This is a genomic window from Corallococcus sp. CA054B (assembly GCF_003611625.1).
Lineage (GTDB): Bacteria > Myxococcota > Myxococcia > Myxococcales > Myxococcaceae > Corallococcus > Corallococcus coralloides.
On record NZ_RAVY01000072.1, the window covers coordinates 13,741 to 40,634 of the forward strand.

Consider the following 26,894-nt stretch of genomic DNA (forward strand, 5'->3'; position numbering starts at 1 on the left):
TTTCATCTCCCGAGGTGTAGGCCGTGCACATCCCCCGGATGGATGGGACTCCAGCTGGCCCACGCCATGCAATGTCTGCGATGGGAAAAGTCGGGCGCGTCGGTTTCCAGACAGCTTGGCGCCCTTCCCGCGACCGTCGTGTTTACCGCAAGCCCTGGCACTTCCGGGCCGCATTGGCAGTCATCGGCACGCATCCCACCGTCCCTTGCTTTCGTCTGACAAGGAGTTGGGAAATGCGTATGCGATTCGGGTGGATTCTTGCGGGCTTGTCGTTCGTGGGCTGTGGTGGTGCGCAGGAGATGGCGCCGCCCGCGGCCCAGGAGCAGCAGGTCCAGGCTCAGGCGTGCACACCCGCCATGGCGGCCACCAAGGTGAAGGACTTCCTTGCGCCGGGGGATCCATTGCCGTCGCCGTACCGGCCCATTCCCGAGTGGCTGACGAACGTCGCGGGCACGCTGTACTTCACCTCGGATCCCTACCAGGGGACGGCGGGGCTGTGGCGCAGTGACGGCACCGGGGTGGGCACCGTGCCGGTGAAGGAGTTTCCCTCCGCGGGCTTGAACTACCGGGACTTCGCGTCCCTCACGGCCGTGGGCTCGCGGGTCTTCTTCATGATGAACGACGCGGCGGTGGGCTCCGAGCTGTGGGTGAGTGATGGCACCGCGGCGGGGACCCTGCTCGTCAAGGACATCACGCCGGGCGCTCCGGGCTCCGCCCTGTCGAACCTCACCGCGCTGGGAGGCGCGTTGACCTTCTTCCGGAACGCGGGGGGCGCGGTGGAGCTGTGGCGCTCGGACGGTACTGCGGCGGGGACGTACCGGGTGGTGGACTTCGGCGCGGGGTCTTCCCGGGCCTATCCCGCGCTGCACGCGGGTGGGGCGCTGCTGTTCTTCCTCCAGGACGCGACCCAGGGCACGCGCCTGTGGCGGACGGACGGAACGGCGGCGGGCACCTGGCTCGTCAAGCGCGTGGACGCGGGCGCTCCGTTCGTGACGGCGGCGCGCGGCCTCGGGAGCGGCACCGGGTTGTTCACGCTGGAGGACTCCTCCGGGACGGAGGTGTGGCGGACGGATGGGACGGCGGCGGGCACGGTGCGCCTGGACACCTTCGGCAAGCAGGCGCGGCTGCTGGGCTCGCTGGGCTCCTACGTCTACCTGTCCACGCTCGCCGACGAGGGCGAGCGGTTGAAGCTGAACCGCCTGTCGCTCTCCGGAGGCGGGAAGAGCACGGTGACGACGCTGCCCAATCCCTATCCGGGCCAGTTGGACAACACGCCCTACGTGCAGGACTCGCAGGAGTCGGGGGGCAAGCTCTACCTGTCCGTGGCGATCAGCTCGCCGGGCCCCGCGCCTCGCCAGGTCGGGCTGTGGGTGACGGACGGCACGGCGGGAGGGACACGGCAGCTCAGCCAGGAACTCACCACGGCCGACGAGTACAGCTCGCCCCTCTTCGACACGGGCTCCGGCACGCTGCTCTTCAGCTCCTTTGAGGGTGACATGGGGCTCATGCCGCAGGTGACGAATGGCACGCCAGCGGGCACGGGGCGCGTCACCACCTCCAGCCCGGGAGGCGAAAGGCCCGAGGAGTTCACTGGCGTGGGCAACACCATCTACTTCAGGGCGTACTCCGGCGTGTGGGGTAGCGCGTTGTGGGCCGTGCCCGCCACCGTGACCTGCACGCCGCTGAGCGCCAGCGCCCGGTGACAAGGCCGGTGCGCGTCCGCGCATGACCTGCCGCCGGCTTCCAGCGAGCGCCGGCTCCTGGAACCCGGCGGCTTCGAAGGACTCGGGCGTCAGTGGGACGCGGTGACGTCGGACATGTTCACCGGCGTGGTGACTCGCTTCACCTTGGGGAAGAACAGGCCCGCGGCGAACGCGGCGATCATCGCCGAGCACATGATCCAGAAGTTGATGGACAGGCCGGTGTTCAGCGCGCTGCCAAGCGTCTCCAGGATGGCGGGAGCCAGTCCGCGCCCGTGCTCGGGGCCGAGCAGCTCCGTGGCCGCGCTGACGGGGACGTTGGGGTCCTTCATGAGCTGATTCACCAGCACGCCGCCCATCACTCCCACGCCCAGCGAGCCGCCGATGGTGCGGAAGAACATGCTGCTCGCGGTGGCCACGCCGCGCAGCTCCCAGCCCACGGTGGTCTGGACGGCGACCATCGTGGCCATGGCCGCGAAGCCCAGGCCAATGCCGAACAGCCCCATGGCGATCTGCGGCACCAGCAGCGAAGCCCCGGGCTTGAGCAGCAGCGCCATCAGCACGGTGCCAATGGAGGCCAGCCCCAGCCCGCCGACGATGAGCGGCCGGAATCCGGTGCGAACCATGAGCCTGCCGCCGATGAGGCTCGCCAGCGGCCAGCCGACGATCATGGGGGTGATCATCCCGCCCGCCATCGTGGCCGAACCGCCGAGCACGCCCTGCACGTACAGGGGCACGTAGGTGGTCGCGCCGAACTGGGCGGCGGAGAACAGGGCGCCGGCCAGGTTGGAGATGGCGATGGTGGGGATCTTGAAGATGCTCATCGGGATGATGGGCTCGGCGGCGCGAAGCTCCACGAACACGAACGCGGTGAGGAGCACTGCGGCGACGGGAAGCGCGAGCAGTGTCGCCCCGGAGCCCTGCACGCCGAACAGCAGCGCCACGACGCCCGAGGACAGCAGCGCCGCGCCCGCGTAGTCGAGCCGGGCACGCACCTTGGGCTTGAGCTGCTCGTGGAAGAACGCGACGAGCAGCACCATGGATGCGATGCCGATGGGGATGTTGATGAAGAAGATCCAGTGCCACGTGAGGTACTTCACGATGAGGCCGCCGGTGAGGGGGCCCGCGAGTCCGGCGATGCCCCACACGGCGCTGAACGCGCCCTGGACCTTCCCGCGCTGCTCCAGCGTGTAGATGTCCCCGATGATGGTGATCGCGATGGGCTGCATGGCACCGGCGCCCAGGCCCTGGAGGACGCGGAACGCGATGAGCATGTTCATCGACGTGGAGAACCCACACGCTACGGACGCCAGCAGGAACAGGGCGGAGCCGAAGAGGAGGATGGGCTTGCGGCCGTAGAGGTCCGCGAGCTTCCCGTAGATGGGGACGGTGATGGTGGAGGACAGCATGTACGCGGTGAAGACCCACGCGTAGTGCTGGATGCCGCCCAGGTCGCTGACCACCGTGGGCATGGCGGTGGAGACGACGGTCATCTCCAGCGCGGCCACGAAGAGGGACAGCGCCAGAGCCAGGGTGGTGAACGGTCGATGGGTGGTGCGCATGTCGGAAGGGGGACCTGGGAAAGGACCCTGGGTAACGCGTGCCCGTCTGGAGCGCCAACGTCAAGCGCGTGAAAAGGGATGACGGGGCCCCTCGCTGGGGATTCCGGGTCCAGTCCGGAAGGGCAGGGGAGCACGAGGTGGGATAGGGTCCACCGGCCTCGCGAGTTCGAGGCGCACGGCATGGGCACGGATACGAAGACGGTCGAGTCAGGGCGCTGGAAGACGGCGGTCGCCGCGGTCTTGGGGCTCTACGCGGTGGGGCTGGTGCTGGCGGAGGCGGTGCTCCAGGCCGGAGCCATCCTGGCCACGGCGCTGGCCCTGGCACTGGCGGTGACGAAGCGGCTGCGGCTGGAGAAGGACGTGAGGGCGTTCGTGCTGGCGAGCGTCGCCCTGTGCGCCTGGCAGCTGGTGTCCCCGGCTGTGGCGCTGATGACGGGAGCCGCGACGAAGTGGCCCCGAGGCGCGAGGTACGGCCAGGCGCTGGACACGGTGGCGGGAGCGGCGGTCGCGTGCATCGGGACGCTGGGAGTGCCGTGGCTGATGCTGGGGAGCCTCATCGCGGGAGGCTGGCTGGCGGCGGCGGCACTGGGCTTCTTCCAGCACCGGGTGCCGTGGCCCTGGGAGCCGCCGAAGTTCACGAAGCTGAGCCTGGCGCGCCTGCACGAGAACTTCGGAACGGAGGAGAACCCGAGGTACGCGGCGGGAGGCTTCTTCTTCCACCGGCTGAAGTTCGCGCACGGAGCGATTGCCGTGCTGGGGCCCGCGCTGGCGGTGATGGGACGGTCGAAGGTGACGCGGCGGCGGGTGCTGGCCGGCGTGATGGTGCTGGGGCTGCTGCTGTCCATCTACGGCGCGTTCGCGAGGGCAGCGCTGGGAGCGGCGCTGGGCGTGTGCGTGCTGGCGCTGCTGCTGTTGCTGCGAGGGACGGCGCGGAAGGCCGGGCTCGGAGTGGCGGTGGCACTGGTGGCCGTGGTGCTGCTGACGCCCGCGTGGCGGGAGCGGTTCGGCAAGGCGGTGGACAACCTCTTCGGCAGCGGGGAGCGGTCGCTGGCGATGTCGGTGGGCTGGAGGCTGGTGCGGGAGCACCCCTGGGCGGGCGTGGGCTTCGGCAATCATAAACCCGCGGCCCTGGCGACGCAGGCGGAGACAGGCATCACGGACCTGCTGGCCACGGACTCCCACAACCTCTGGCTGACGGCCTGGGCGGAGACGGGGCTCGTGGGGCTGGTGCTGCTGGCGACGATGCACGTCCTGCTGGCGAGGGCGCTGGTGCGAAGGCATCGGGCGGGTTCGATTCCGGCCACGGGAGCCCTGCTGTCCTTCGTGGGCTTCCACGTCCTGGCCCTGGTGCACTACCTGCCGTTCCACCCCAGCGTGCACCTGTCGTTCATGCTCATCTGGGGGCTGGGGCTGTGTGAGTCCGAGGCGCCGGCCCGCCATGGACCTGATTGAGTTTTCAAGCTGATTGGGGGCGTGTGATGGAGTCCGTTGCGGTCACCGAAATCAGGCAGGTCGATACCGGATTGCAGGAGCTGTTCTGTGACTACGTACCCCAGGTGTTCCGCCGCGCGGACTTCCGCCGTTGGCGCGCATGGGGAGAGTGGAACGACGACTACCGTGCGTTCGCGCTGATTGCGGACGGCCGCGTGGTGGCCAACAGCTCTGTGATGCGGATGCGCCTGCTGTTGGAAGGGCGCGAGGTGCTGGCCCATCAGCTGGGAGCCGTGGGGTGCTTGCCGTCGCATCGTGGCCGGGGACTTGCGCGCGCGGTCATGAACGCCGCGCTGGACGCGTGTGGGGACGCGCCCGTGCTGCTCTTCGCCAACCCCAAGGTGCGCCAGTTCTACCCGCGCTTCGGGTTCCAGCCTCAAATGCAGACGTTGTTCGCTTGCCCTTACGATGCCGTGCCGGCTGGCCCGCCCGCGCCCACGCTCAATCTGGATGACGCGGAAGTGCGCGCTGGACTCGCCACGCTCTCCAGCGAAGGGCGTCCCTCGACGGAACGCTTCGGCGCGCGAGGCTACGCGACGGTGGCGAGCTGGCCCGTAGCCAATGGCTTCGCGAGGCCCCTGCGTCAGCTGGGCTCGGAAGCATGGGTGTTCGCGGGTGTCGAGGGAGACACGCTCTACCTCGACGATGTCTTCGCCCGGGAACCCTTCGACCTGCGAGCCTGGATCCCCCGGTTGATTGACCAGCCCATCCGGACCATCCACTTCGGATTCACTCCGGAGCGGTACTGGCCCGGTGCCGTGGAGGCCGGTGAGGACACGGAGGCCGACCTGTTCGTGCGGAACCTCCGGTTCTCACCAGAGGCCCACCGGTTCCCGATCATGGCCCACACGTGATTCTGTCCCCATGCCAATCCATGGGGACAGAAGAGCGCCTCACTGGCAGAGCTTCTCGACCGACTTGATCCGCACAGCACCATCGACGTTCGGATCGTTGGTCTGATCTCCGATGGCGATGCTGCCGGTCGCCGCGAAGTTGTTCCGCGTGAGCTTGGTGACACCGTCGACGCTCACCGTCGCCACCTTGGTTGCATCCACCGCGAGTTCGTAGACGTGATACGCGCCATCGGCCACGGGGAACGCCGAGGCCTGGGTGTCATCCGCCCAGCCAATCGCCCCGCTGTCCAGGTAGATCATCTGCGATCGATCTGTTGTGTTGCCGGACGGGCTGGTGAAGCTCCCCAGGATGGCCGCGCCGCTGTCGAGCTGATTGTGGGTGTTCACCGATTCGACCTGCATCGTCACGCGGAGCTTGAACGGCTGCGTAGGGTCGAGCGCGTTCGTCTTCGCGATGAGCAACTGACCGCTCGTTCGGGCACCGCTGTTCGTCGACGTCGCGAGGCGGACATAGTCCTCGCCGTACGTGAGCGTGTTCGGCGCCTGTGAGAGCGTCGTCCAGCCCTGCGCCACGATGTCGGTGCCGCCGACCAGCAGCGGAATGCTCGCGCGGGGGGACCACGTCGTCGTCGCCGTCGCGGGCGTGCAGACTTCGCAGGCATTCGTCGGGTTCGGCGTCCCCTCGTCATAGAGCGCGCCGTCGATGAAGCACTTCGGGCTACACGCGCCAGCCGAGCAAATCTGTCCCGAGCCGCATGTCGCCCCGTCGGCGAGCGGCGTCCACGTGGTGGCGGACGTCGCGGGCGTGCACTGCTCGCATGCGTTCGCCGGGTTCACCGCTCCGGCTGCGACCTGCTGGCCGTCAATCCGACAGACGGGGATGCAGATACCAGACTCACAGGCCTCGGTGCTCGTGCAGACCTGGTCGCACCCTCCGCAGTGTGCCGGGTCGCTATCGGTGCTGACACAGGTGTCGCCGCACTGCGTGGTGCCTTCGGTGGTGCACATCTCCACGGAGGCGTCGGGTGTCCCGTCAGGTGGGTTGGGGGAATCGTCATTGCAAGCAGCGAAGACGCCGAGCACGACGAGGCAGGAGAGCGCGATGGACCGAATGGAGATCATGAATGTACGTGACTTTACGCCCGCGTCACGGATCTCAGGGAGTTCCCGTCCTGGTTATTCGCGAGGAGTTGTCAGAGCCCAAGCTCCAAGCCAATGCCTGGAGCCACTGACCAGAGCGTCTTGCGGGAGTTGGTTCCCGGGAACCACTCACCGACCACCTGGGCTCGGAGGAACTCCAGGAAGGTGATGCCCACGAGCGCCTGGACCACGGGCCGCGAGCACGCGGTCACATGGCTGGCGCCTCCCTCCGTGCAGACGTTCGTCCCGTAGTCGTCGTTCGCGCTGAACAACCATCCGGCGCGAAGTGCGAGGCGGCTTTGCGAGAGGAAGGTCTGCTCCGAGCGAGGTTGGAACTCCAGCCCTCCCGCGAGGACCACACCAAAGGGAGCGCTGCTGCTGCCGGAGGACAGGACGTCCTCGAGTCCCCGAAACCCAAGCGCACCCGCGAACCGGAGCCCGGACGACAGAGGCATCGCGGAAGCCCCGACGCTCAAGCCCAGCTCGCTCTCCGTGGGCCCCATCGTGATGTGCAGCGACAGGCGCTGGGGTTCGTAGCTGATGCTGTCCACCGCGAGCTTACTGGCGAAGCGAACTGTGGGCTCGTCGGCTGGAGGCTGCACTGCCGCGAGCCGGTGGGCGGCGGCCCCGAGCTCATGGCGGATACGCAGGACGGCCTGGTCTCCTTGTCCCTTCGGGACGCCAAGGTCTCGGAACCCGAAGCCATAGGCCCCCAATAGCCGCATCGAATACGCCAACTCTGATTCCTCTTTGCGCTGCTTCCAGTCCGGCCACTCGCTGGGATGGAGGCTCGGTACATGGGGCGGTGGTTGCCCCTCGATTGCGCGGTCACAGTGCGCGTTGCGCCAGGTGCCCGGCGGAACGGTGCCGGCGGACTTGCTGCATACGTCGTAGAGCTGGTCCAAGGACATCTGTAGCAGCGCCCGGAAGTCCTCCAGCGCTTCGCCCTGACACGCCTGCTCAGCGCTCGGCAAGGAGTCGTAGACGGCGCTCATGCAGGCGAAGGGCTGCCATCCGCCAATGCCATCCATTTCTGTCGCGCGAGGCCGCTCCGACGGCGTCCGACCTTCCCGGAACGCGTCATCCATCATCCGCCGGGCGTCATACATGCCCAGGTAGAAGTCGAAGACACGGAAGCTTCTTTCGAAGAAGCCCAGGAACGCGAACAGGGGTGCTCCGGCCGCGGGAAAGTGTCGGCGGGGCAGGGTGAGTCGCTTGGATATTTCCGGCTCTTCCTCCAGGAGCATGGCCAGTTCCTTGGACCGCGCCGTGTCCACGAAAGCCGCCAGGATCTCCGCGAGTGTTCCCGGCAGGGACGCAGGTCCTGCACCGGATTGTGCAGGCGGTGCGACCGGGTACTCCGTGGCGTCCGGGTCGATGAATGCGAACGCGATGCCGGGAGGCGTCGTGCGCACATCCGGATTGGGAACGGGACGCCACTCCAGCTTGCCGTCAGCAGTCTCTCGAAGACCATCACGGGCAAGCCCCACGGCCAGACGCAGTGGCGTGTTGTCGAAGACGCCGCCATCGATGAAGAGCTCACGCCTCGCCTCCGAAGGCAGGCAGACCCCAGTCTTCGAGAAGGCCTTCGGCGCGCAGGTCCGCAGGGGTTGGGGCGGGAACGCGATGGGGAAGGACATGGACGCGAGCAGCAACTCGCGCAGGTTCGCGAAGGGGATCTCCCCTTGCTCGTCAGTTTCGAGGAGCAGTTCCAGGCGTCGCCCTTCGCGAGTGGTGTAGTTGGTCGCGCGAGGAGGGCGTCCGGGCCCGCGTCCCTGGATGCGGATGGCGAACTTCTCTTCGAGCCGAGGCAGGTCGAGCCGTCCATTCGCCGCCTGAAGGGCACGAGGCGAAAGGCGCGTCGTCGAAACTCCGAGCACCACGTCGCAGGAGCGATCCAGGCCTCGGTTCCAGGCCTGTTCGATATGAGAGGCGCGCCGTTCCAGGGCCTCCCGAGAGAAGACACCGAGCGGAGTCGTCGATGTCGGGATGAAGAGGTCGTTGAACCCGATGGGAACCCAGATATCCCAGAACAACGACTGGCCCGGCGTGGACGCATCTACGCCACAAGTCGCCATGATCGCCAGCAAGGCATTGAGGCTTCCTGCGGAGGCGCCCGTCACGAGCCGCAGATCCACGGCGCGTTCGCCCTGTGAGGACGTCCCTGAGTAGTAGAGGAACCCGGCCTCATATGTACCCAGGGACACACCGCCACTCACGGTGAGCGACACGGCCTTCGGCGCTGCGGCTTGTGGCAAGTTGGACGACTGGGCACTCGCGCCCGCTGCAACCAGGAGCAGCACGCAGGCAACGGCGCGGGCCAGCAGGCCTGCATGGATGCGTGAAGTCACGGGGCTGAACATGGAACGCTTCGCACTCCGCTGTGCGCGATGGGACACCAGAGTCAATTGCGCCAGAGATTCAACTCGTCCCCTGAATGCTCAGGGGACAGCCTGCTTCGAGAGTGTGGAGGATGGCAGCCCGGACGAGGCCCGGAGCGACGACCGCTCCGGGCTCCACCCAGTTCACCATGCGCTGTTCGTGCCCTGACTCGTGCTCGACCGCGATGCTGAGTCCGGGCTCATCGTCCAGCGATAGTGTCCAAGTAGCTCATTGGACTTGGTTGTCTTAATTTTGTATTTAAGTCGCGCGAACGCAGTCGTTTGAGGTGAAGGATTTGGGATCCTTCACCACCTGAGGCAGTCCTGGGCCAACGATCTCATCGCCCTTAGCCTCAGATGCTGAAAGATCCAGATTGAGCTTCAGCAAGAACGTGAGCGGGTCCGCATTCGACTTCATACCGTAAGCAGCCTCGACTGCACGGTCCAACGCCATCTGCGCCCCGATCAGTGGATTGTTGCCCCCTTGCTCGGACGCCCGGTAGAGGTCGCGCAGGCTCCACTTGTGTTTTGTCATTACGTCGTTGCGAAGCTGGCGCAAAGCGATGGCTGTGTCTGCAACTGTCCGAGCCTGATTGAAGGTCGGCTTTTGAGGCCAGGGGAAGCTATCGAAAACAGTGTCCGAGGTGTAGCGAAAGTCGTTCCTCAGTGTCGAACAACGAGCCATGAACCACTGCCAGTGTAGAGACGATTGAAGTATTCCGAATGAGTAGTCATCCTCCAGAGCGAATACCTGAACCACATCGCTTGGATGAATGGCCGACGAAATGAAAGTAAAGATCGGTCGTTTCGTGACCCGAGAGCATGCAGCATAACGGCTTAGGCCAGATATGGCCTGAATCATCTCATCGCGACCTCGCCAATGACGCCACCACCGCTTCGCATGGCCCTGTCGAGGTCCAGTCGCTTTTCTTGTTTTTTCGCGCTCCTCACGGGCGGCCTTTGATATGTCGGGTTCGACTTCCCGCTTGAGATGCGTAAATGCAGCCTGATGCTCCATTGCAGTGAATGAATCTTCACAGTGATTTAGGTTGATGATCCATCTTGTGGGTTTGCTGTTCAGGTTGCCCAGAATTTCGTCGCCGGTGATGTATGGATGCAGAACCTTTCGTGAGGTTGAATCCGCCCGGATGCGTTCGAGGTCATCCTTCTTCGGCAGAAACCCCTCGTGCCCGTGCGTTTGCCCCTGGTAACAGACACCGGAGTTCGCGTTTACTAGCAGCGTTTGCGCGCTAGTCACGTCGATGGTTGCGGTCAAGCTTGCGTTAATCGTTTCTAGTTCGACCCTGCTCCAGTCTCCACTGGGCGATTGCGTGAATAGCGCCTTTTTTCCCTTGGTCTTGCCCTTTACCCAGTTGACGATGGAGACATGAACACCTGCATCACCAGACCATTCTTGGGTCGAAACTGCCTCGGTAATGGTTCCAGTAGTCTGGATAATGTGATCGAGTCCCCCCTCGCGAGATTCATTCTGACGAATTGTGTTTGTTCCGACGAGGCCTGCGCGGCCATTTCTTGGAAGGTGATCATGCGTCTTGCGGATGAAGTACACGCAATAGTCTGCACGGCCTGGAACTTCCGGGAATGCGTTCCGAAGACGATCCAAGTACTCCTGTCCGAACTCTGCGAGGGCCTTGTTCTTGGACTGGAATGGCGGGTTGCCAATGATAGCATCTATCTTGGGCCACTCCGTGAATAGGGCATCAGTGCAGCGGATGTTCTCGTCTAGATTGTCAAGTGGCAAAGGTTGCTCAAATTCCAGGCTTGCCTGCCCCTCTGCGGAGATTTTCTGGGCCTCTGCTAGGGCCAGTTCTTTTGCCAGGAGCAACGTAACCTTCGCCAATTCAACGGCGAATGGTAGTCGGTCGAAGCCATAAAACTGCTTTACGCTTAGATAGCCACGGGTAACCGCGCGAGCCTTCTTGCCCTTGAATTCTCTGATCGCGAGCATCAAATCAGTTTCGATGCGTTTCATCTCGCGAAAAGCAACGTAGAGAAAGTTGCCGCTTCCGCATGCTGGATCAAGTACGCGGAATTCCAGCAGGTCGCGCCGAAGGTCCAGCAGTTCTTCGAGCGTTCTTGCTGCCTCAATGCGCTCTTGCCACGGCTTCACAATTGTTGGCGTGACGACTTTTAGAATGTCGCTCTCGCTTGTAAAGTGAGCGCCGTAGGCATGGCGCGCGGCCTTGTCCATGCTTGCCTGGAAGATGGTTCCGAAGATCGCCGGATTTACCTTGCTCCAGTTTTGAATGGCTGCGCTGTATAGCGATTCCAACTCCGTCTTCGTCAGTGAAAGTGGGGTCGGGTCCCTAAAGAGTCCGCCATTGAAGTATTCGACCTCCTTGAACCGGCCTGACATTGCCGGTTGCTTGCAGTTCATCTGCCGGAATAGACCACCGATAAGGTCATACGCGGTGTCGCTCGGACGCTTGCTTTCAAGGCTCTCGTTGAGGATGCGCGTGAAAAGCTCGTTGGGCAGAAGTTCTAAGTCCTCAGCAAACTTCGCCATGACGCACTGTAGGACGAAGCGCTGCGCCGCCTCGCGATCATTCCTCCGCTCGACAAGGCTGTTGAAAACACCGGCAACAAGGTCAGCCGCTGCCTTGGTTACGTCAATGCGGTTCACATTGAAGACGGGCTTTTCTTCGGCAAGCCGCATGAACGCCAAGGCCCCAGAACGACTGGGCAATTCCTCCAGTCTGACCCTGTCGACAGGCTCTTCGACCTCAACGTCGAAGTCGTAAATCCAGAATTCGTCGAAGTTGCAGAGGACGACCCAGCGAGGGCGTTTCGGTACCAAGTGCATCCAATACTCGAACGCTTGGCGATAGTGGCGCTCCAACTGCGCGCCTCTCGCCTTCATTTCGAAGAGGACGCGGGGTTTCCATACGAGGTCCGCGAAGTTCGTCGTTGTCTTCACGCCCATCTTCTTGCGGACGCGATGCTCGAGAACTGCACCTGCCTCGACAATTCCCTTGTGACCGAAAGCTTGAAAAAGGTGCTCAAGAAAGAGCTGGGCTTCACCCTTTTCGTCGCCCCGAAGTTTTCCCGCCCACTCAACGAACTGCTGAAGCCGGTCGTCCTTGTCGCTTTCTCTGCTGCGCACGGAGAGCCCTCGAAATTGGAAGTTGTCGGAATCTAACGCGGAGAACCGTAGGGCTAAAGCACTGAGCTTTACCTAATTCTAGGGACTGACAGGCGAACAGCCCTCGCCTGCGTTCTCTGGGACGACCCCATCAATGGGACGTCATGGTCATTCGCGCCGGAAGCTCAACTCGGGTCCTGGCTGCTCGGCGTTCCATCCGGCTTCGAGAGCGTGGACGATGACATCCCGCACGAGGCCCGGGGCGATGATCGTTCCGTGCTCCACCCAGGTCAGCATGCGCTGGCCGCCTCCCGACTCGCGCTCGACGACGATGCCGAGTCCAGGCTCATCATTCGGAGCCACCGTCCAACGATAGTTCGTCCCATCGACGACGATGCGCCTCGTCCCTTTACGCCGCAGTGTCATGGCCGCACCGGCTGTCTTCCCTGAAGGGCTCGCTTGAAGACACCAAGGGTCTGTTGAGCGCACCGGTCCCAGGTGAACCGGGACGCTCGCTCCCGACCCAGCTCCATCAGACTCCGGCGCAGGTTCTCGTCTCTGAGAACTCGTAGCGTTGTTTCATGCCAGGACTTCACGTCGTCGGGAGGGACTCGCAGTGCTGCGTCCCCGACGACTTCCGGCAATGCCGTCGTGTCCGCTGCGATGACCGGGCACCCGGACGCCATGGCTTCAAGCGCAGGCAATCCAAATCCCTCGTACTTCGACGGCAGGAGCAGCGCCGTGGCGGCCCCGTAGAACAGCGGCATCTCCGACTCCGGCAGTTGCTCCAGGTCGATGACGTTCTCGTGCAAGCCCACTTCGTGCGCCACCGCGCCCTTGCCCGCGAGCAGCACCAGGGGCACTGGCAGATCCGGCGCGAACTTCCCCAGCATCGCCAGGTTCTTGAACGGCTTCGCGTTGCCCACCACCGCGATGTACCGCTCCGGCAGCTCATGCCGCTCCCGGAACGCCTTTGCCTCGCTCGCCGTCGGCGGCTGGAACCTTGAATCCACGCCGTTGTGGATCACCTGGAACCGGTACGGCGACATCTTCAGATACTTCCCCAGCTCCTCCCGGGAGAAGTCAGACACCGTGATCAGCGCAGTCGCCAGCCGCGCCCGCGGGCCCACCACGGCCTTGTAATAAATGGCCTGCACCGGCGTGTACTGGTCCGCCAGCGCCAGGTGGTTCGCGTCGTGCAACGTGGCCACCAACTTGCCCGGCCAGAACAGGGGCAACGAGAACGACGTCGCGTGGAACAGGTCCGGCTTCAGCTTCGTCAGCTCGTACGCCAGCAACGGTTGCTCGGTCGGGGACAGGTACCCGGCCCTGGAGCGGTGCAGCGGAATCGTCGGCGTCAAATCTCCCAGGTCGTCTGGCAGGCCCTTCGCCGGCACCAGCGCGGAGAACTCCAGGTCCGGGGCCAGGGCGGGCAGCCGGCGCGCCAGCTCCAGCGCGTACCTCGCGATGCCGTGGAGCTGACCGCGCACCATTCTCAAGTCGAGCAGGACAGAAGGCACGCTCCCTGGCCTACCACACGCCGCCTTCCCCCCGCACCGCCGCGCCAGTGCTAGAAGGCCCTCCCGTGAAGGTCGCCCTCGTCCACGACTGGCTCGTCACCCACCGCGGCGGAGAACGCGTCCTCGACGCCCTCTGCGAACTGTTCCCCCGCGCGGACCTCTACACCCTCATCCACCAGCCGGGCAGCCAGTCCCCGCGCATCGAGGACCGGCGCATCACCACGTCGTTCCTCCAGCACATCCCCGGCATCCACTCGCGCTACCGGCACTTCCTGCCGCTGTTCCCCCGCGCCATCGAAGCCCTGCGCATCACCGGCGACTACGACCTGGTCCTGTCCTCCAGCCACTGCGTCGCCAAGGGCATCCACGCGCCTCCCGGTGTGCCCCACCTGAGCTACGTCCACGCTCCCATGCGGTACATGTGGGACCTGTTCGACGAGTACTTCGGCCCCGGCCGCACCCGCCTCCCTGTTCGCGCCGCCGCCCTCGCCGTGCGCCCCTACCTCCAGCACTGGGACCGCACCTCCACCCAGCGCGTGGACCGCCTCGTCGCCAACTCCCGGCACATCGCCGGGAAGATCCGCCGCTTCTGGGACCGTGACGCCTCCGTCGTCCCGCCCCCCGTGGAGCTCGAGCGCTTCACCCAGGTGCCGCTCGAAGGGGGAGGGCAGGGCGGCTACTTCCTGTGGCTCGGCGCCTTCGCCCCCTACAAGCGCCTGGACGTCGCCCTGGAGGCCTTCCGCACCCTGGACACCCCGCTGTGGGTCGTGGGCACGGGGCAGGAGGCTTCCCGCCTCACGTCCGGCCCGCTTCCGCCCCACATCCGGTTCCTCGGCAACGTGCCCGACAGCGCGCTCCCCGCCCTCTACCGCGACGCCCGCGCGCTCCTCTTCACCCCCGAGGAGGACTTCGGCATCACCCCCCTGGAGGCCCAGGCCACCGGACGGCCCGTCATCGCCTTCGGCAAGGGCGGCGCGCTGGAGACCGTCACTCCCAGGACGGGTCTCTTCTTCCCGGAGCAGACCCCCGCGTCCCTCGCCGCCGCCGTGCGCCAGTTCGACGCCTGGGAGCAGACCTTCCGCCCCGAGGACGCCCGCGCCCAGGCCGAGCGCTTCAGCCGCGCCCGCTTCCAGCAGGCCATCCAGGCGGAGGTGGAGGCCCTGCTGGGCATGTCGCCGTCCTCCCCAGCGGTGTGACAGCGCTGTCCGCGCCCTCCCCAGTTTCCCGAGGCCTGCCTGCCCGGCGGGATGTCTTCTGTCCGCTGCCCTCCGGTGCAACCCCTTGGTTTCACGGAAAAGCCCGTGATAGGACGCCGCGCCGGGGGAGGGGCCTGGGCGCTTGAGGGCTCCCGGGGCTCAGGGTGCGTGTCTTGCATCCGACGGACGGTCCTCGTCCCCCGTCAGGAGTCATCGCGGTGTTCGGTCGCCTGCAGCGCTTCTACACGTCCATCAAGGTCGCCGCCGACGCGGGGATGCTCGCGGTGGCGTTCGTGCTTGCGTACTTCACCCGCTTCAGCGGCGTGTTCCCCATCACCGAGGGCATCCCGCCCCCGGCCGAGACCTTCGTCTCCCTGGTGATGGTGCTGATCATCTTCCCGGTGACGTTCCAGCGGGCGCGGCTGTACGCGACGAACCGCGCGCGCTCGCACATGGGGGAGCTGTTCGAGCTCTTCAAGGCCACCATCACCGCGACGCTCATCCTGGTGGCGGTGACGTACTTCATCCGCGAGCGCTACTCGCGCCTCACGCTGGCCATCTTCGTCGTCTACGCCTTCACGCTCATCGCGCTGTCGCGCATGGTCATGCGCCACCTGCTCAGCGAGGTGCGCCGGCGCGGCTACAACCTCAAGTCCATCCTCGTCATCGGCGAGGAGGAGCTGGGGCTGCGCACCATCGAGACGGTGGAGAGCCACCGCGAGCTGGGCTTCCGCGTGACGGGCGTGCTGTCGCTCAAAGAAGAGAAGGTCGGCCAGTGGGTGGGCGGCGTGCGCGTGGTGGGCCACGTGGGACAGGTGGAGGCCTACCTGGATGCCCACCCGGTGGATCAGGTCATCATCGCCGTGCCGCTGGAGGACCAGGCGCGCGTGAAGCCGCTGATGGAGCAGCTGGCGCTGCGCACCGTGGACGTCAAGGTGGTGCCGGACCTGTACCAGTACATCACCCTGTACGGCGGCCTGGAGGAGTTCGGCGGCCTGCCCATCATCAGCCTCCAGGGCGACCCCATGGACGGCTGGAGCCGCGTGGCCAAGCGCGTGTTCGACGTGCTCTTCTCACTGGTGGCCATCGCCGTCAGCGCGCCGATGATGGTGTTCACCGCCCTGCTGGTGCGCCTCACCAGCAAGGGCCCCATCCTCTACCGCCAGGAGCGGATGGGCATGGACGGGCGCACCTTCCACATCCTCAAGTTCCGCACCATGCGCGTGGACGCCGAAGCCCAGGGCGCCACCATGGCCAGCGCGGTGGACGCGCGCCGCACGCCGGTGGGCACGTTCCTGCGCAAGTACTCGCTGGATGAGCTGCCCCAGTTCTTCAACGTGCTCCGGGGCGACATGAGCCTCGTGGGCCCGCGCCCGGAGCGGCCCGTCTTCATCGAGGAGTTCAAGCGCCAGATTCCGCGCTACCACCTGCGCCACAAGGTGAAGGCCGGCATCACCGGCTGGGCGCAGATCAACGGCCTGCGCGGCCAGACGTCCATCCAGAAGCGCATCGAGTACGACCTCTATTACATCGAGAACTGGTCGCTCCTGATGGACCTGAAGATCCTCCTGCGCACCGCGCTGGGCGGCTTCCTGTCGAAGAACGCTTACTGACCCCAGGGGCATGGTGCCCGGCCGCCTGCTCGGCTAGCGTCCGGGCAATGCAAGACATCTGGAAGAGGCGGGGGCTCTTTCTGCTGCTGGGACTCTGGGCGGTGCTCGCGGGCTGCGGCTCGGAGCCGTCCACGGGCAGCGCGCAGCTGGTGGCGATGGTTCAAGGGGCGGTGGGCGCGGAGTCCATCACCCAGGTGACCGTCAACGTGACAGCGCCCGGCATGGCGGCCATTTCCGGCGCGCTGGTGAAGGGTGAGGACGGGAACTGGAGCGGCGCGCTCAGTGCGATTCCCGTGGGTTCCCAGCGCCTCTTCACCGCGCAGGCGTTCGACGCGGCGGGCGTGAAGCGCTTCGAGGGCCAGGCCCAGGACGTCACCATCACCGGAGCGCAGCCGGTCGCCGTGGCGTTGACCCTCCAGCCGGTGGAGACCCCGCCTCCCTTCGACAACGCGGTGCCGAGCATCAACTCCGTCACCGCGTCGGTCAGCACCGTGACACCGGGAGGCACCGTCCAGCTCACCGCCAGCGTCACCGACAACGCGGGCGACACGCTCACGTATGCCTGGAGCGCCCAGGCCGGCACCTTCTCCTCACTGGCGCAGCCCGTGACGTCCTGGACGGCTCCCGAGACGGAAGGGCCCGTCCTCCTCACGCTGACGGTGACGGACTCGCACGGGGCCTCGGCGTCGATCTCCTTCACGCTCACGGTGACGTCGGGTCAAGGAGGCGCCGTCCTCACCGCGAGCCTCAACACGTGGCCCCAGGTGACGAACGTCACCGCCTCGCGCACCCAGGTGGAGGTGAACGAGCCCACCGAATTGTCGGCCGCGGTCGTCGAGTCGGATGGAGACCCGCTCTCCTACCAATGGACCGCCAGCTGCCCGGGGGCGTGGACGAACGCCACGTCCGCCACCGCGACCTTCATCCCCCACGAGAAGCCCCGTCCCACCGAGACCTCCTGCGGCCGCTGCCCCATCACGGTCAGCGTCACCGACGGCCGGGGTGGGGTGGCCCAGGGCACCCTGCGCTTGTGCGTGGGGGCCCCGCGCGCCGTGCGCTTCCCCCCGGAAATCATCAGCACCTCGCCCGCGGGGGCCAGCGTGCCCGTGCTGCCCGCGATGACGTTTCGCGTGACGGTGCGAGACGGGCAGCCCCTCCCGCTGACCTTCCAGTGGTCGGCCAGTGCCGGCACGCTGGGCACGCCCGTCCACGCGGGCAACTCCAGCGAGGTCCCCTGGACGGCCCCGAGCTGCCTCCCGTGGGGCGCGCAGCCGCTCGTCACCGTCCTGGTGCGCAACGGCGACGGCCTGAGCGCGTCCAAGCAGTTCAGGCTCACGGGATTGGTGGAGTGCGGCCCCGTGGGCTGGAGCAGCACGGGGCCCATGGGGACCGCCCGGCTGAGGCACACCGCCACGCTGCTCCAGGACGGCCGGGTGCTCGTGGCGGGCGGATACAACACGGCCTCGTCCGCCCAGAGCGCCGTGGCCTCGGCGGAGATCTATGATCCGGCCACGGGCACGTGGCAGCCCACCGGCAGCATGTCCGTGCCTCGCACCCAGCACACCGCGACGCTGCTTCCGGATGGCCGCGTGCTCGTGACGGGTGGGCAAGTCGCCGCCAACTCCAACACCGACTCGCATGCCTCCGCCGAGCTGTACGACCCGCTGGCGGGTACCTGGACCGCCGCCCCGAACATGCTCTCGGCGCGCGACACCCACCACGCCGTGCTGCTGGGCACGGGCCGGGTGTTGGTGCTGGGCGGCGAGCAGTGGCTGGGCGGCACCCGGACGAAGCTCGCCAGCGCGGAGTTGTATGACGCCGTCACCCACCGGTGGATCGCGACGGGAAGCCTCACCGTGCCGCGCCACCTCGCCGGTGCGACGCTGCTGCCCTCGGGGCAGGTCCTGGTGGCGGGCGGTGAGGGGGCCACCGGGTCGCCCATCGCGACGGCGGAGCTGTACACGCCAGCCTCCGGCACCTGGAAGGCCACGGGTTCCATGGCGGTGCCCCGCCGCTACCACACGCAGACGGTGCTGCCCTCGGGCCAGGTGCTCGTCACCGGTGGGCGCACCGTGGCGGGGAGCTCGTCCTGGACGCGGACGGCGGAGGTGTTCAATCCGGCCTCGGGTCAGTGGAGCAGCGCCTTGAACATGGCCATCGCCCGCATGGACCACACCGCGACGGTGCTGCCCTCGGGCCGGGTGCTCATCGCCGGGGGGGCCGTCTTCATCAACGGCGGTTCCACCTTCACGCGCACCGCGGAGATCTTCGACCCGGAGCCGGAGGTCTGGACGAACACGGGCAGCATGCTCATCGAGCGGGAAGCCCAGACGGCGACCCTGCTCCCCTCGGGCAAGGTGCTGGTGACAGGGGGCTACTACGGCGTCGCGTACGCCTCCGCGGAGCTCTACACGGAGTAGGGGCCTTCCCTCCCAACCTGAGGCTCCGGGTGCACCGGCACCGGGTCCCAGGGCCCACGTCCGAGGCAGGCAGGCGTGCAGGACGGGCGCGCAGGTCGTATTCGTGCGCACCCTCTCATTGGCACCGCGAAGCCGTTTAGACTGCGGGCCGACATGGGCGACAAGCTGGGATTGACGCTGGTCCGCAAGGGCCTCCTGACGCAGGCGCAGCTCGACCAGGGCATGAGCGCGCAGCTCGTGCACGGAGGCCGGTTGGGCTCCCGGCTCGTGGAGCTGGGGTTCCTGGACATCGAGACGGTGGGCATGGTGCTGGGGGAGCTGACCCGGTTACCCGTCGCGATGGAGGCGGACTTCGACGCCGTCACCGATGCGACGCTGAAGCTGCTCACCGCGGATCAGGCGGAGAAGCACCAGGCGTTCCCACTCGCGGTGGAGGGCCGGCGGCTGAAGGTCGCGATGGCCAACCCGCTGGACCTGCAGACCACGGATGCGCTCGGGTTCATCACCGGCATGCGCATCGTCCCGTACGTGGTGCCGGAGCTGCGGCTGTTCCACTACCTGAGCCTGCGCTACGACATCGACCGGCCGACGCGCCCGCTGAAGCCGGCCATTCCGTTGCCCGCGCGCCGTTCGGTGTCCATGGCGGCGGTGTCGCCAGTCGGCATGGCGGCGCCGGTGGTCGTGCCGCCGCCGGCCATGCCGCCTCCGCCCGCGCCCGTGCGCGCGGAGCCCGAGGTCGCGGGGATGTTCGGCGGGCTCGCGCCGGGACAGTTCCTCAGTGATGACTCGGAGGAACTGGAGGCCGACGCGGACCTCGCCGAAGCGGCCATCGTCGGCGAGGAGCTTCCGGACATCGTGATGGGGGAGCCGGTGCGGGCTCCGCCGGTCATCGAGATGGCTCGGCCCGCTGGGAGTCCTCCGGCCGGGCCGCCCCGGCTGGTGGCTCAGCCTCCGGGCATGGTGGCCCGGCAGGGCGCGGTGGGCGGACTGCCGCCAGCGGCTCCGGGAATGCCGGCGCCTGGGCCGGTGGCTCCGGGAGTGCCTGTGGCCGCGCCGATGGGAGTCGCGCCTGGAGCGGTTTCGCCTGTGGCCGCGCCGTTGGGGGGCTCGCCCGGGGCAATTCCGCCGGGGGCCGCGCCTGGGGCGGTTCCGCCGGGGGCTGCGCCGATGGGAGTCGCGCCTGGGTCGGTTCCGCCGGGCGCCGCGCCGTTGGCTTCGGGAGGGCTTCCTCCTGGAGCCGGAATGCCTCCGCGTGCGGCGCCTCCACCGGGCGCGCAGCCTCCCGGGATGATCGGGCGAACGGGTCCCGTGCCTCCGGCGGTTCGACCTTCCGCGACGGGGATCCCTGCTGTACCGAAGACACCGCCTCCGGGCATGCGTCCCGCTGCGCCGGGTGCGCCAGGGCCGCGACCGGTGGGGCCTCCGGGTGCACCGATGCCCCCGGGCGCGCCGATGCCCCCGGGCATGGTCCGCGCAGGGCCTCCGCCGGGAGTTCCGGGCATGCCTCCGGGAGCGGCGCCTCGGCCTCCGCCGGGCGCGCCGGTGGTGATGACTCCTGGTGGCGCGGGGCCTGTTCCTCCGGGGCAGCGTCCTCCGACCGCGCCTGGGGGTCCCGGTGTCGGGGCTCCTCCGGGTGCGCGTCCGATGGGGCCTCCGGGCGCCGTGCCGCCGAATGCCATGCAGGGACGTCCTGTCGCCGCGGGGGGCCAGCCGCTTCCTCCGGGGGCGCCGCCGCGGCAAGGGCCTCCGTCTGGAGCCGTGCCTTCGGTTGCTGGCGCGCCGGGTGTCGCCGTCCCTCCGTCGTCTCGTCCTGGCGCTCCAGGTCCTGTCGCCGTGCCTCCACCGGGGACTCCGGCCGCGATGGCCCAGGGCTCGACGAGTGTGCCGCCCGGAAGCCTGTCGTCCGCGACGGCGGCTCAAGGGTCGTCTGTCCCGACGAATGGAGCCCAAGGCCTGTCTGGCGTAGCGATTGCCTCTCAAGGCGGCGCGCCTGTCATTGCGTCTCAGGGCCTGTCTGGGGACGTGAGTGGCGGCCTCGTTCCAGAAAGCGTGCAGACGGCACAGGCTGCGCCCGGTGCGCCTTCCCCAGAGGGGACTGCCCAGGACGTGGCGAGTGCCTCAATTCCTGTCATGGAGCTGTCTGCCGGTGGAGCCCAGCCCCCAGCGGCTCGACGTCCGTCCGGGGTGAACCGCGCCATTACGGCGGCTGTTGAGGACGCGGCTCCTGCGGTGGTCTCCGTCGAGGAAGTCCCGGCAGCTAGCGACCTGGTGCCGGACCTCGGAGGAGAGTGGGGGGATGCATTCGCGGACGCCTCTTCCGCGAAGCAAGTGGCCTCGGACGTCGCGGATGCACCGTTGAAGGCCAACGCCGCCAATCCCTCTCAGAGTTCTTCGTTGTCCGAGTTGGTGCTGGACGCTGAGCTTCTCGTCGACGCCGACGTCAGTCCGAGTTCCGAGTCGCTCGACGTCGCACCTATCGCAGCCGCCCCCGAGAAGGCGCCCGAGCCCGCGGCGGTCCTGACCGGGGATGATCTGTCCGACGACGACATCCTCGGAGACGTGGCCGCGGAGCCGCCAGCCGCGACCGCTGCGGATGTCGCGGACGTCCTCGACGTCGAGGACGTGATGTCCGCCGAGCCGCAAGCGGCCCCGGTCGCCGAAGCAGCGGACATCCTCGACGTTGAAGAGGTGATGTCCGCCGAGCCGCATGCGCCCAATGCCGCCGGAGCCGCGGACATCCTCGACGTTGAAGAGGTGATGTCCGCCAAGCCGCACGCGTCTCAGGCCGAGGCAGCCGCGGACATCCTCGACGTTGAAGAGGTGTTGGCAGCGGAGCAGCATGCGCCGAAGGCCGCCGAAGCCGCGGAGGTCCTCGACGTCGAGGATGTGGTGCCCGCCGAGCAGCATGCGCCGAAGGCCGTCGAAGCCGCGGAGGTCCTCGACGTCGAGGATGTGGTGCCCGCCGAGCCGCATGCGCCCAAGGCCGTCGAAGCCGCGGAGGTCCTCGACGTCGAAGAGGTGATGGCCTCCGAGCCGCAGAAGCCCCAGGCCGCCGAAGCCGCGGAGGTCCTCGACGTCGAGGAGATGGTGTCCGCCGCTCCGCACGAGCCCGAGGCCATTCCCGAGGCGGAACCCGTCTGGGACGCCGCGCCCGACGCACCCGCGCAGGAACCCATCGCCGCTGCTGACACTCCGAAGGATGGCGGGCTGTTGGAGGCGACGAATCTCAAGGCCGTCCCGGAAGCGCCCGTCGCCGTCGAAGCCTCGAAGCCGGAGCGCCTCCTCGCCACGGAGACGTCCGTCTCCACGGAGCCTTCACCAGAAGCTCCGGAAGCGTCTGTCATTGCCGCCCCCGCCACCCAGGACGCCGAAGCCGACGCGCTCGAGTTCAGCCTGGCGGGAGATTCGCAGAAGCCCGCCGCGTCCCCGGAAGCCGAACCCTGGCAGATCGCCGCCGCGCCGAAGTCCGACGCCGCGATCCCCGCTCCTCCGGCGGAGAGCCCCAGCCCCGCGCCCGCCGAAGAGCACCGAGCCGAAGTCCCGCCGGAGTTCGAGGTCGCCCTCGTCTCCGCCTCGGAAGCGGCAGCCCATCCCACGACCGAACCCGCTGCCTCGCAGGCGGAAGGCCCCAGCCCCACGGCCGCCGAAGAGGCCGTGGCCCTGCCGAAGCCGCGCCTCGTGGCCGCGCCCCCGGCACCGGTCCGCGACCGGACGCCCATCGCGCTCGACGACCTGCCCACCTCCTCCGAGGAACCCATGCAGCTCGCCTCCACGTGGGAGTTCGTGGGCTGGCAGGGCGGCGGGGAAGGGGAGGGCGCCGTGGGCCACAGCTCGGAGACCACCTGGGCGGACCGCGTCGTGGACCTGGACGTCCCCGCCGCAGCGCCCGCTGCCTCCGAGGACGGCGTGGCGCTGGCCTCCGCGTGGGAGTTCATGCAGCAGCCGTGGCAGCCGCAGGCCGCCGCGCAGGTCGATCCCGCCCAGGCCCTGCTCGCCGCCGCCAGCGCGTCCACCGACACGCCGACGGACGGTCCCGCCGTCACCGCCGAACAGGTCCTCTCCGCGCTCGACACGGCGGACTCGCAGGGCATGGTCGGCAAGGTGCTGCTGGCCTACAGCGCGGGCCGCTTCCGCCGGGCCTTCCTCCTGGGTGACAGCTTCGGGCTCGCGCGCGTGGGCCGCGCCTGGGGCCCGGGCAGCGACCGTCCGGAGGTCACCGCGCTCAAGGTGGACCTGGACACGCCGTCCCTCTTCACCTCCGCGATGAACGGCCCCAGCCCCAGCGTCTTCAGCGCCCCGCAGGTTCCGCAGGACGAGGCCATCTTCTCCGCGCTGTGCGGAGAGTCCGAGTCCCACCTGCTCGTCTTCCCGCTGCACTCGCGCGGCCAGCCCGTGGCCTTCTTCGTCGCCGAGCACGGCCCCGCGCCCCTGGAGGTCGCCATGCTGGAGGAGCTGGGCCGCATCGCGGACCGGGCCGTGGAGATCTGCACCCGCCTCCATCGCTTCCCCTGAACCACGAAGCGCCTCCTGAAACACGAAGGGCTCCGGAGCTTGAAGCCCCGGAGCCCTTTCTCACTTCAGCTCACGACCGACGCGGCGCTCAGCTGCAGCCCGTGGTCGTGCCGCAGTTCGTGCACTTGTAGCAGGCGCCGCTGCGCACGGTGATGGCGCCGCACTGGTGGCAGGGCGGGGCGTCCGCCTGGTTCAGGTACGTGCTGCGCGAGTTCATCGCGGACAGCTGCAGCGTCCCCACCTGCGCCGGCACCGCCGCCTGCGTCACCGGCTCCGGACGGGCCTCCTCCACCGGCGTCACCTCCACGTCGTCCGCGCAGGGCTCCGTGGGCAGGAACTTCAGCGACAGCCACCGGAAGATGTAGTCGGTGATGGACTTGGCGATGGGGATGGCCGGGTTGCCCGTGAAGCCGCTCGGCTCGTAGCGGGTGTGGCAGAACTTGTCCGCCAGCACCTGCAGCGGCACGCCGTACTGGAGCGCCAGCGACACGCTGGTGGCGAAGCTGTCCATCAGGCCGCTCACCACCGAGCCCTCCTTCGCCATGACGACGAAGAGCTCGCCCGGCTTGCCGTCCTCGTACATGCCCACCGTCAGGTAGCCCTCGTGGCCGCCGATGGAGAACTTGTGCGTGATGGACTGCCGCTCGTCCGGCAGCCGGCGGCGCAGCGCCTTGGGCTCCGGCGTCACGGCGGGGGCGGGCTCCGCCACCACACGCCTGGCCTCCGGGGCCTTGTCCTGCGACGTGTTGAGCGGCTGCGTGCGCTTGCACCCGTCGCGGTACACGGCGACGGCCTTCAGGCCGCTGCGCCACGCCTCGATGTACGCCTTCTCGATGTCCTCCACCGTGGCGTCATTCGGCAGGTTCACCGTCTTGGAGATGGCGCCGGAGAGGAACGGCTGCGCTGCGGCCATCATCTCGATGTGGCCCATCCAGTGGATGCTGCGCTGGCCCTTGGACGGCTTGAACGCGCAGTCGAACACCGCCAGGTGCTCCGGCTTCAGGTGCGGAGCGCCCTCGATGGTGTCGTGCTTGTCCAGGTACGCGATGATGTCCTGCGTCTGCGTCTGGGGGTAGCCCAGCTTCTCCAGCGCCAGCGGCACCGTCTGGTTGACGATCTTCAGCATGCCGCCGCCCACCAGCTTCTTGTACTTGATGAGCGCGATGTCCGGCTCGATGCCGGTGGTGTCGCAGTCCATCATGAAGCCGATGGTCCCCGTGGGCGCCAGCACCGTCACCTGGCTGTTGCGGTAGCCGTGCTCCATGCCGCGCGCCAGCGCGTCATCCCACGCCTCCTTCTGCGCCGCGTGCAGCTCCGCGCTCACGCCGTCCGCCGGCAGCTGGTACGCCGCCTTGCGGTGCTTGCGGATGACACCCAGCATGGGCTCCGCGTTGTTGCCGTAGCCCGCGAACGCGCCCTGCTTCTCCGCGATGCGCGCGCTCGTCGCGTACGCCTCGCCGCACATCAGCGAGGTAATCGCCCCCGCCAGGTTGCGGCCGGCAGGGGAGTCATACGGCAGACCGGACGCCATCAGCAGCGCGCCCAGGTTCGCGTAGCCCAGGCCCAGCGGGCGGTAGTCGTGGCTGTTCTTCGCGATGCGCTCGGTGGGGTAGCGGCTGAAGCCGACGATGATCTCCTGCGCCAGCAGCACCACGGACACCGCGTGCTTGAAGGCGGCCACGTCGAAGCCACCCTCCAGCGTGCGGAAGTGCATCAGGTTCAGCGACGCCAGGTTGCAGGCCGAGTCATCCAGGAACATGTACTCGGAGCAGGGGTTGGACGCGTTGATGCGCGCCGTGCCGGAGCACGTGTGCCACGCGTTCACCGTGGTGTCGTACTGGAGGCCCGGGTCGCCGCACAGGTGCGCCGCCTCCGCGATCTCACGGAACAGCTCACGGGCCTTGTAGGTCTCCATCACCTGGCCGTCGCGCACCGCGCGCGTCTGCCACGGGCCGTCGTTCACCACCGCCTTCATGAAGTCGTCGGTGACGCGCACGGAGTTGTTGGAGTTCTGGAAGAACACCGACCCGTAGGCCTCGCCGTTGAAGGACGGGTCGTAGCCCGCCTCAATCAGCGCCCAGGCCTTCTTCTCCTCGTTCGACTTGCAGCGGATGAACTCGAGGATGTCCGGGTGCTCGGCGTTGAGGATGACCATCTTCGCCGCGCGCCGCGTCTTGCCGCCGCTCTTGATGACGCCCGCGAACGCGTCGAAGCCGCGCATGAACGACACCGGGCCGGACGCGGTGCCGCCGCCCGCCAGGAGCTCCTTGCTGCCGCGGATGCTGGACAGGTTGGAGCCCGTGCCGCTGCCGTACTTGAAGAGCATGCCCTCCGTGCGCGCCAGCCCCAGGATGGACTCCATGTTGTCGTCCACGCTGTTGATGAAGCACGCCGAACACTGCGGGTGCTCCTCCACGCCCACGTTGAACCAGACGGGCGAATTGAACGCCGCCTTCTGACGGAGCAGGAGGTGCGTCAGCTCCGCGTGGAACGCCTCGCGGTCCACCGCCGACGCGAAGTAGTGCCCCTCTTCACCCCAGCGGGTGAGGGTGTCCACCACGCGCGCCACCAGCTTGCGCACGCTCGTCTCACGCTCGGGCGTGCCGGGCGTGCCCCGGAAGTACTTCGACGCCACGACGTTCGTCGCCAGCATCGACCAGGACTTGGGGACTTCAATGTCCTTCTGATCGAAGACGACCTTGCCGTCCTCGCCCTTGATGCTCGCGCTGCGGTACTCCCACGCCAGCTCGTCCGCCGGATCCACGCCGGGCGTCGTGAAGAAGCGCTCCACGGTCAGCCCCGTGGAGGCCGTCGCCGCCTTGCCCTTCGCACGTCCGCCGCGCCGCGACTCCCTGCCCCCCGCCACCGGCTTCCCACTCAGTTCCTTCTCCATGACGCCCGCCTCCGGATTCACTGAGAGTGCTGATGCAAAGTTTGCAAAATAGCCAACGCCGCGAGATCCCAGGGGATCCGATGATCACTTCCAGGCACGGGGACAGCCGCGTTGGGATGGTCCGGGATGGGCAGAAGCCAGCGGGCCCACCGCTGGAATCCGGGCCCGGGCCTGACTGCCCACCCGCCGGGCGGGCGGATCCATATGATCGCTGGTGGGGTCCGTCAACATCCCCTGTTCCCCTATATCTAGTGTCAGGGCGCCTCTTACACACTTCATTTGGTGGGCATTCTGAGGTGCTCTGATCTGCGTCCAAGGTGGATCTAATAACCCTCGCCCGGGTGGCAATGGCTGCTGTGGCTGGCAATGTATGGCCATGACCCTGCAAAATCGGACACGAGCGGAAGGCCGCCGCTCCAAGCGCTTGTGATCACTGGCGGATGTTTGCTGCCAGTCCGTGTGCCGAGCGTAGGGGCGCTCCGGAGTCCCCGCGACAAACGGGCCGGGCG

Annotated in this window: 14 protein-coding genes; 7 read left to right on the forward strand and 7 right to left on the reverse strand. The window is 67.5% G+C overall.

Features of this window, described 5'->3' with window-relative positions; all coding sequences use genetic code 11:
- Positions 1-233 precede the first annotated feature (233 nt).
- Entirely contained in the window at positions 234-1,703 is a 1,470-nt protein-coding gene (locus tag D7V80_RS18935) for an ELWxxDGT repeat protein (RefSeq protein ID WP_120589487.1), read from the forward strand.
- Positions 1,704-1,792: 89 nt separating this feature from the next.
- Here D7V80_RS18935 and D7V80_RS18940 read toward each other — a convergent pair whose 3' ends face one another.
- Positions 1,793-3,262: an MDR family MFS transporter gene (locus tag D7V80_RS18940; RefSeq protein WP_120589488.1), complete on the reverse strand. Its 1,470-nt coding sequence runs from the start codon at positions 3,260-3,262 to the stop codon at positions 1,793-1,795.
- 180 nt (positions 3,263-3,442) lie between these two features.
- Here D7V80_RS18940 and D7V80_RS18945 point away from each other — a divergent pair, with 180 nt between their 5' ends.
- Positions 3,443-4,714 carry an O-antigen ligase gene (locus D7V80_RS18945; RefSeq protein ID WP_120589489.1) on the forward strand — a complete coding sequence of 424 codons (1,272 nt, stop codon included), beginning with the start codon at positions 3,443-3,445 and terminating at the stop codon, positions 4,712-4,714.
- 26 nt (positions 4,715-4,740) lie between these two features.
- Positions 4,741-5,607, forward strand: a complete 867-nt coding sequence (locus D7V80_RS18950) for a GNAT family N-acetyltransferase (protein ID WP_120589490.1) — start codon at positions 4,741-4,743, stop codon at positions 5,605-5,607.
- Between the two features lie 39 nt (positions 5,608-5,646).
- On the opposite strand, the gene D7V80_RS18955 is transcribed toward D7V80_RS18950, so the two are convergent.
- The 5 genes from D7V80_RS18955 to D7V80_RS18975 form a co-directional block, all read right to left on the reverse strand.
- Complete coding sequence (locus D7V80_RS18955; protein ID WP_120589491.1) at positions 5,647-6,729, reverse strand: hypothetical protein; 1,083 nt, start codon at positions 6,727-6,729, stop codon at positions 5,647-5,649.
- 71 nt (positions 6,730-6,800) lie between these two features.
- Positions 6,801-9,110: a patatin-like phospholipase family protein gene (locus tag D7V80_RS18960; RefSeq protein WP_120589492.1), complete on the reverse strand. Its 2,310-nt coding sequence runs from the start codon at positions 9,108-9,110 to the stop codon at positions 6,801-6,803.
- A gap of 277 nt (positions 9,111-9,387) precedes the next feature.
- Positions 9,388-12,252, reverse strand: a complete 2,865-nt coding sequence (locus D7V80_RS18965) for a DNA methyltransferase (RefSeq protein WP_120589493.1) — start codon at positions 12,250-12,252, stop codon at positions 9,388-9,390.
- A 147-nt stretch (positions 12,253-12,399) separates the two neighbouring features.
- Entirely contained in the window at positions 12,400-12,657 is a 258-nt protein-coding gene (locus tag D7V80_RS18970) for a hypothetical protein (protein ID WP_147447140.1), read from the reverse strand.
- Positions 12,654-13,724, reverse strand: a complete 1,071-nt coding sequence (locus D7V80_RS18975; protein ID WP_233585499.1) for a glycosyltransferase family 1 protein — start codon at positions 13,722-13,724, stop codon at positions 12,654-12,656. The genes D7V80_RS18970 and D7V80_RS18975 overlap by 4 nt, the downstream gene beginning before the upstream one ends.
- Before the next feature lie 92 nt (positions 13,725-13,816).
- On the opposite strand from D7V80_RS18975, the gene D7V80_RS18980 reads away from it, so the two are divergent.
- From D7V80_RS18980 to D7V80_RS43660, 4 genes are all read left to right on the forward strand, one after another.
- Positions 13,817-14,947: a glycosyltransferase gene (locus tag D7V80_RS18980; protein ID WP_120589496.1), complete on the forward strand. Its 1,131-nt coding sequence runs from the start codon at positions 13,817-13,819 to the stop codon at positions 14,945-14,947.
- Positions 14,948-15,165: 218 nt separating this feature from the next.
- Positions 15,166-16,560 carry an undecaprenyl-phosphate glucose phosphotransferase gene (locus D7V80_RS18985; protein ID WP_120589497.1) on the forward strand — a complete coding sequence of 465 codons (1,395 nt, stop codon included), beginning with the start codon at positions 15,166-15,168 and terminating at the stop codon, positions 16,558-16,560.
- 47 nt (positions 16,561-16,607) lie between these two features.
- Complete coding sequence (locus tag D7V80_RS18990; protein ID WP_120589498.1) at positions 16,608-18,980, forward strand: kelch repeat-containing protein; 2,373 nt, start codon at positions 16,608-16,610, stop codon at positions 18,978-18,980.
- Positions 18,981-19,133: 153 nt separating this feature from the next.
- Complete coding sequence (locus D7V80_RS43660; RefSeq protein ID WP_120589499.1) at positions 19,134-23,492, forward strand: hypothetical protein; 4,359 nt, start codon at positions 19,134-19,136, stop codon at positions 23,490-23,492.
- A gap of 88 nt (positions 23,493-23,580) precedes the next feature.
- On the opposite strand, the gene D7V80_RS19000 is transcribed toward D7V80_RS43660, so the two are convergent.
- Positions 23,581-26,385 carry a vitamin B12-dependent ribonucleotide reductase gene (locus D7V80_RS19000; RefSeq protein WP_120589500.1) on the reverse strand — a complete coding sequence of 935 codons (2,805 nt, stop codon included), beginning with the start codon at positions 26,383-26,385 and terminating at the stop codon, positions 23,581-23,583.
- Positions 26,386-26,894: the final 509 nt, after the last annotated feature.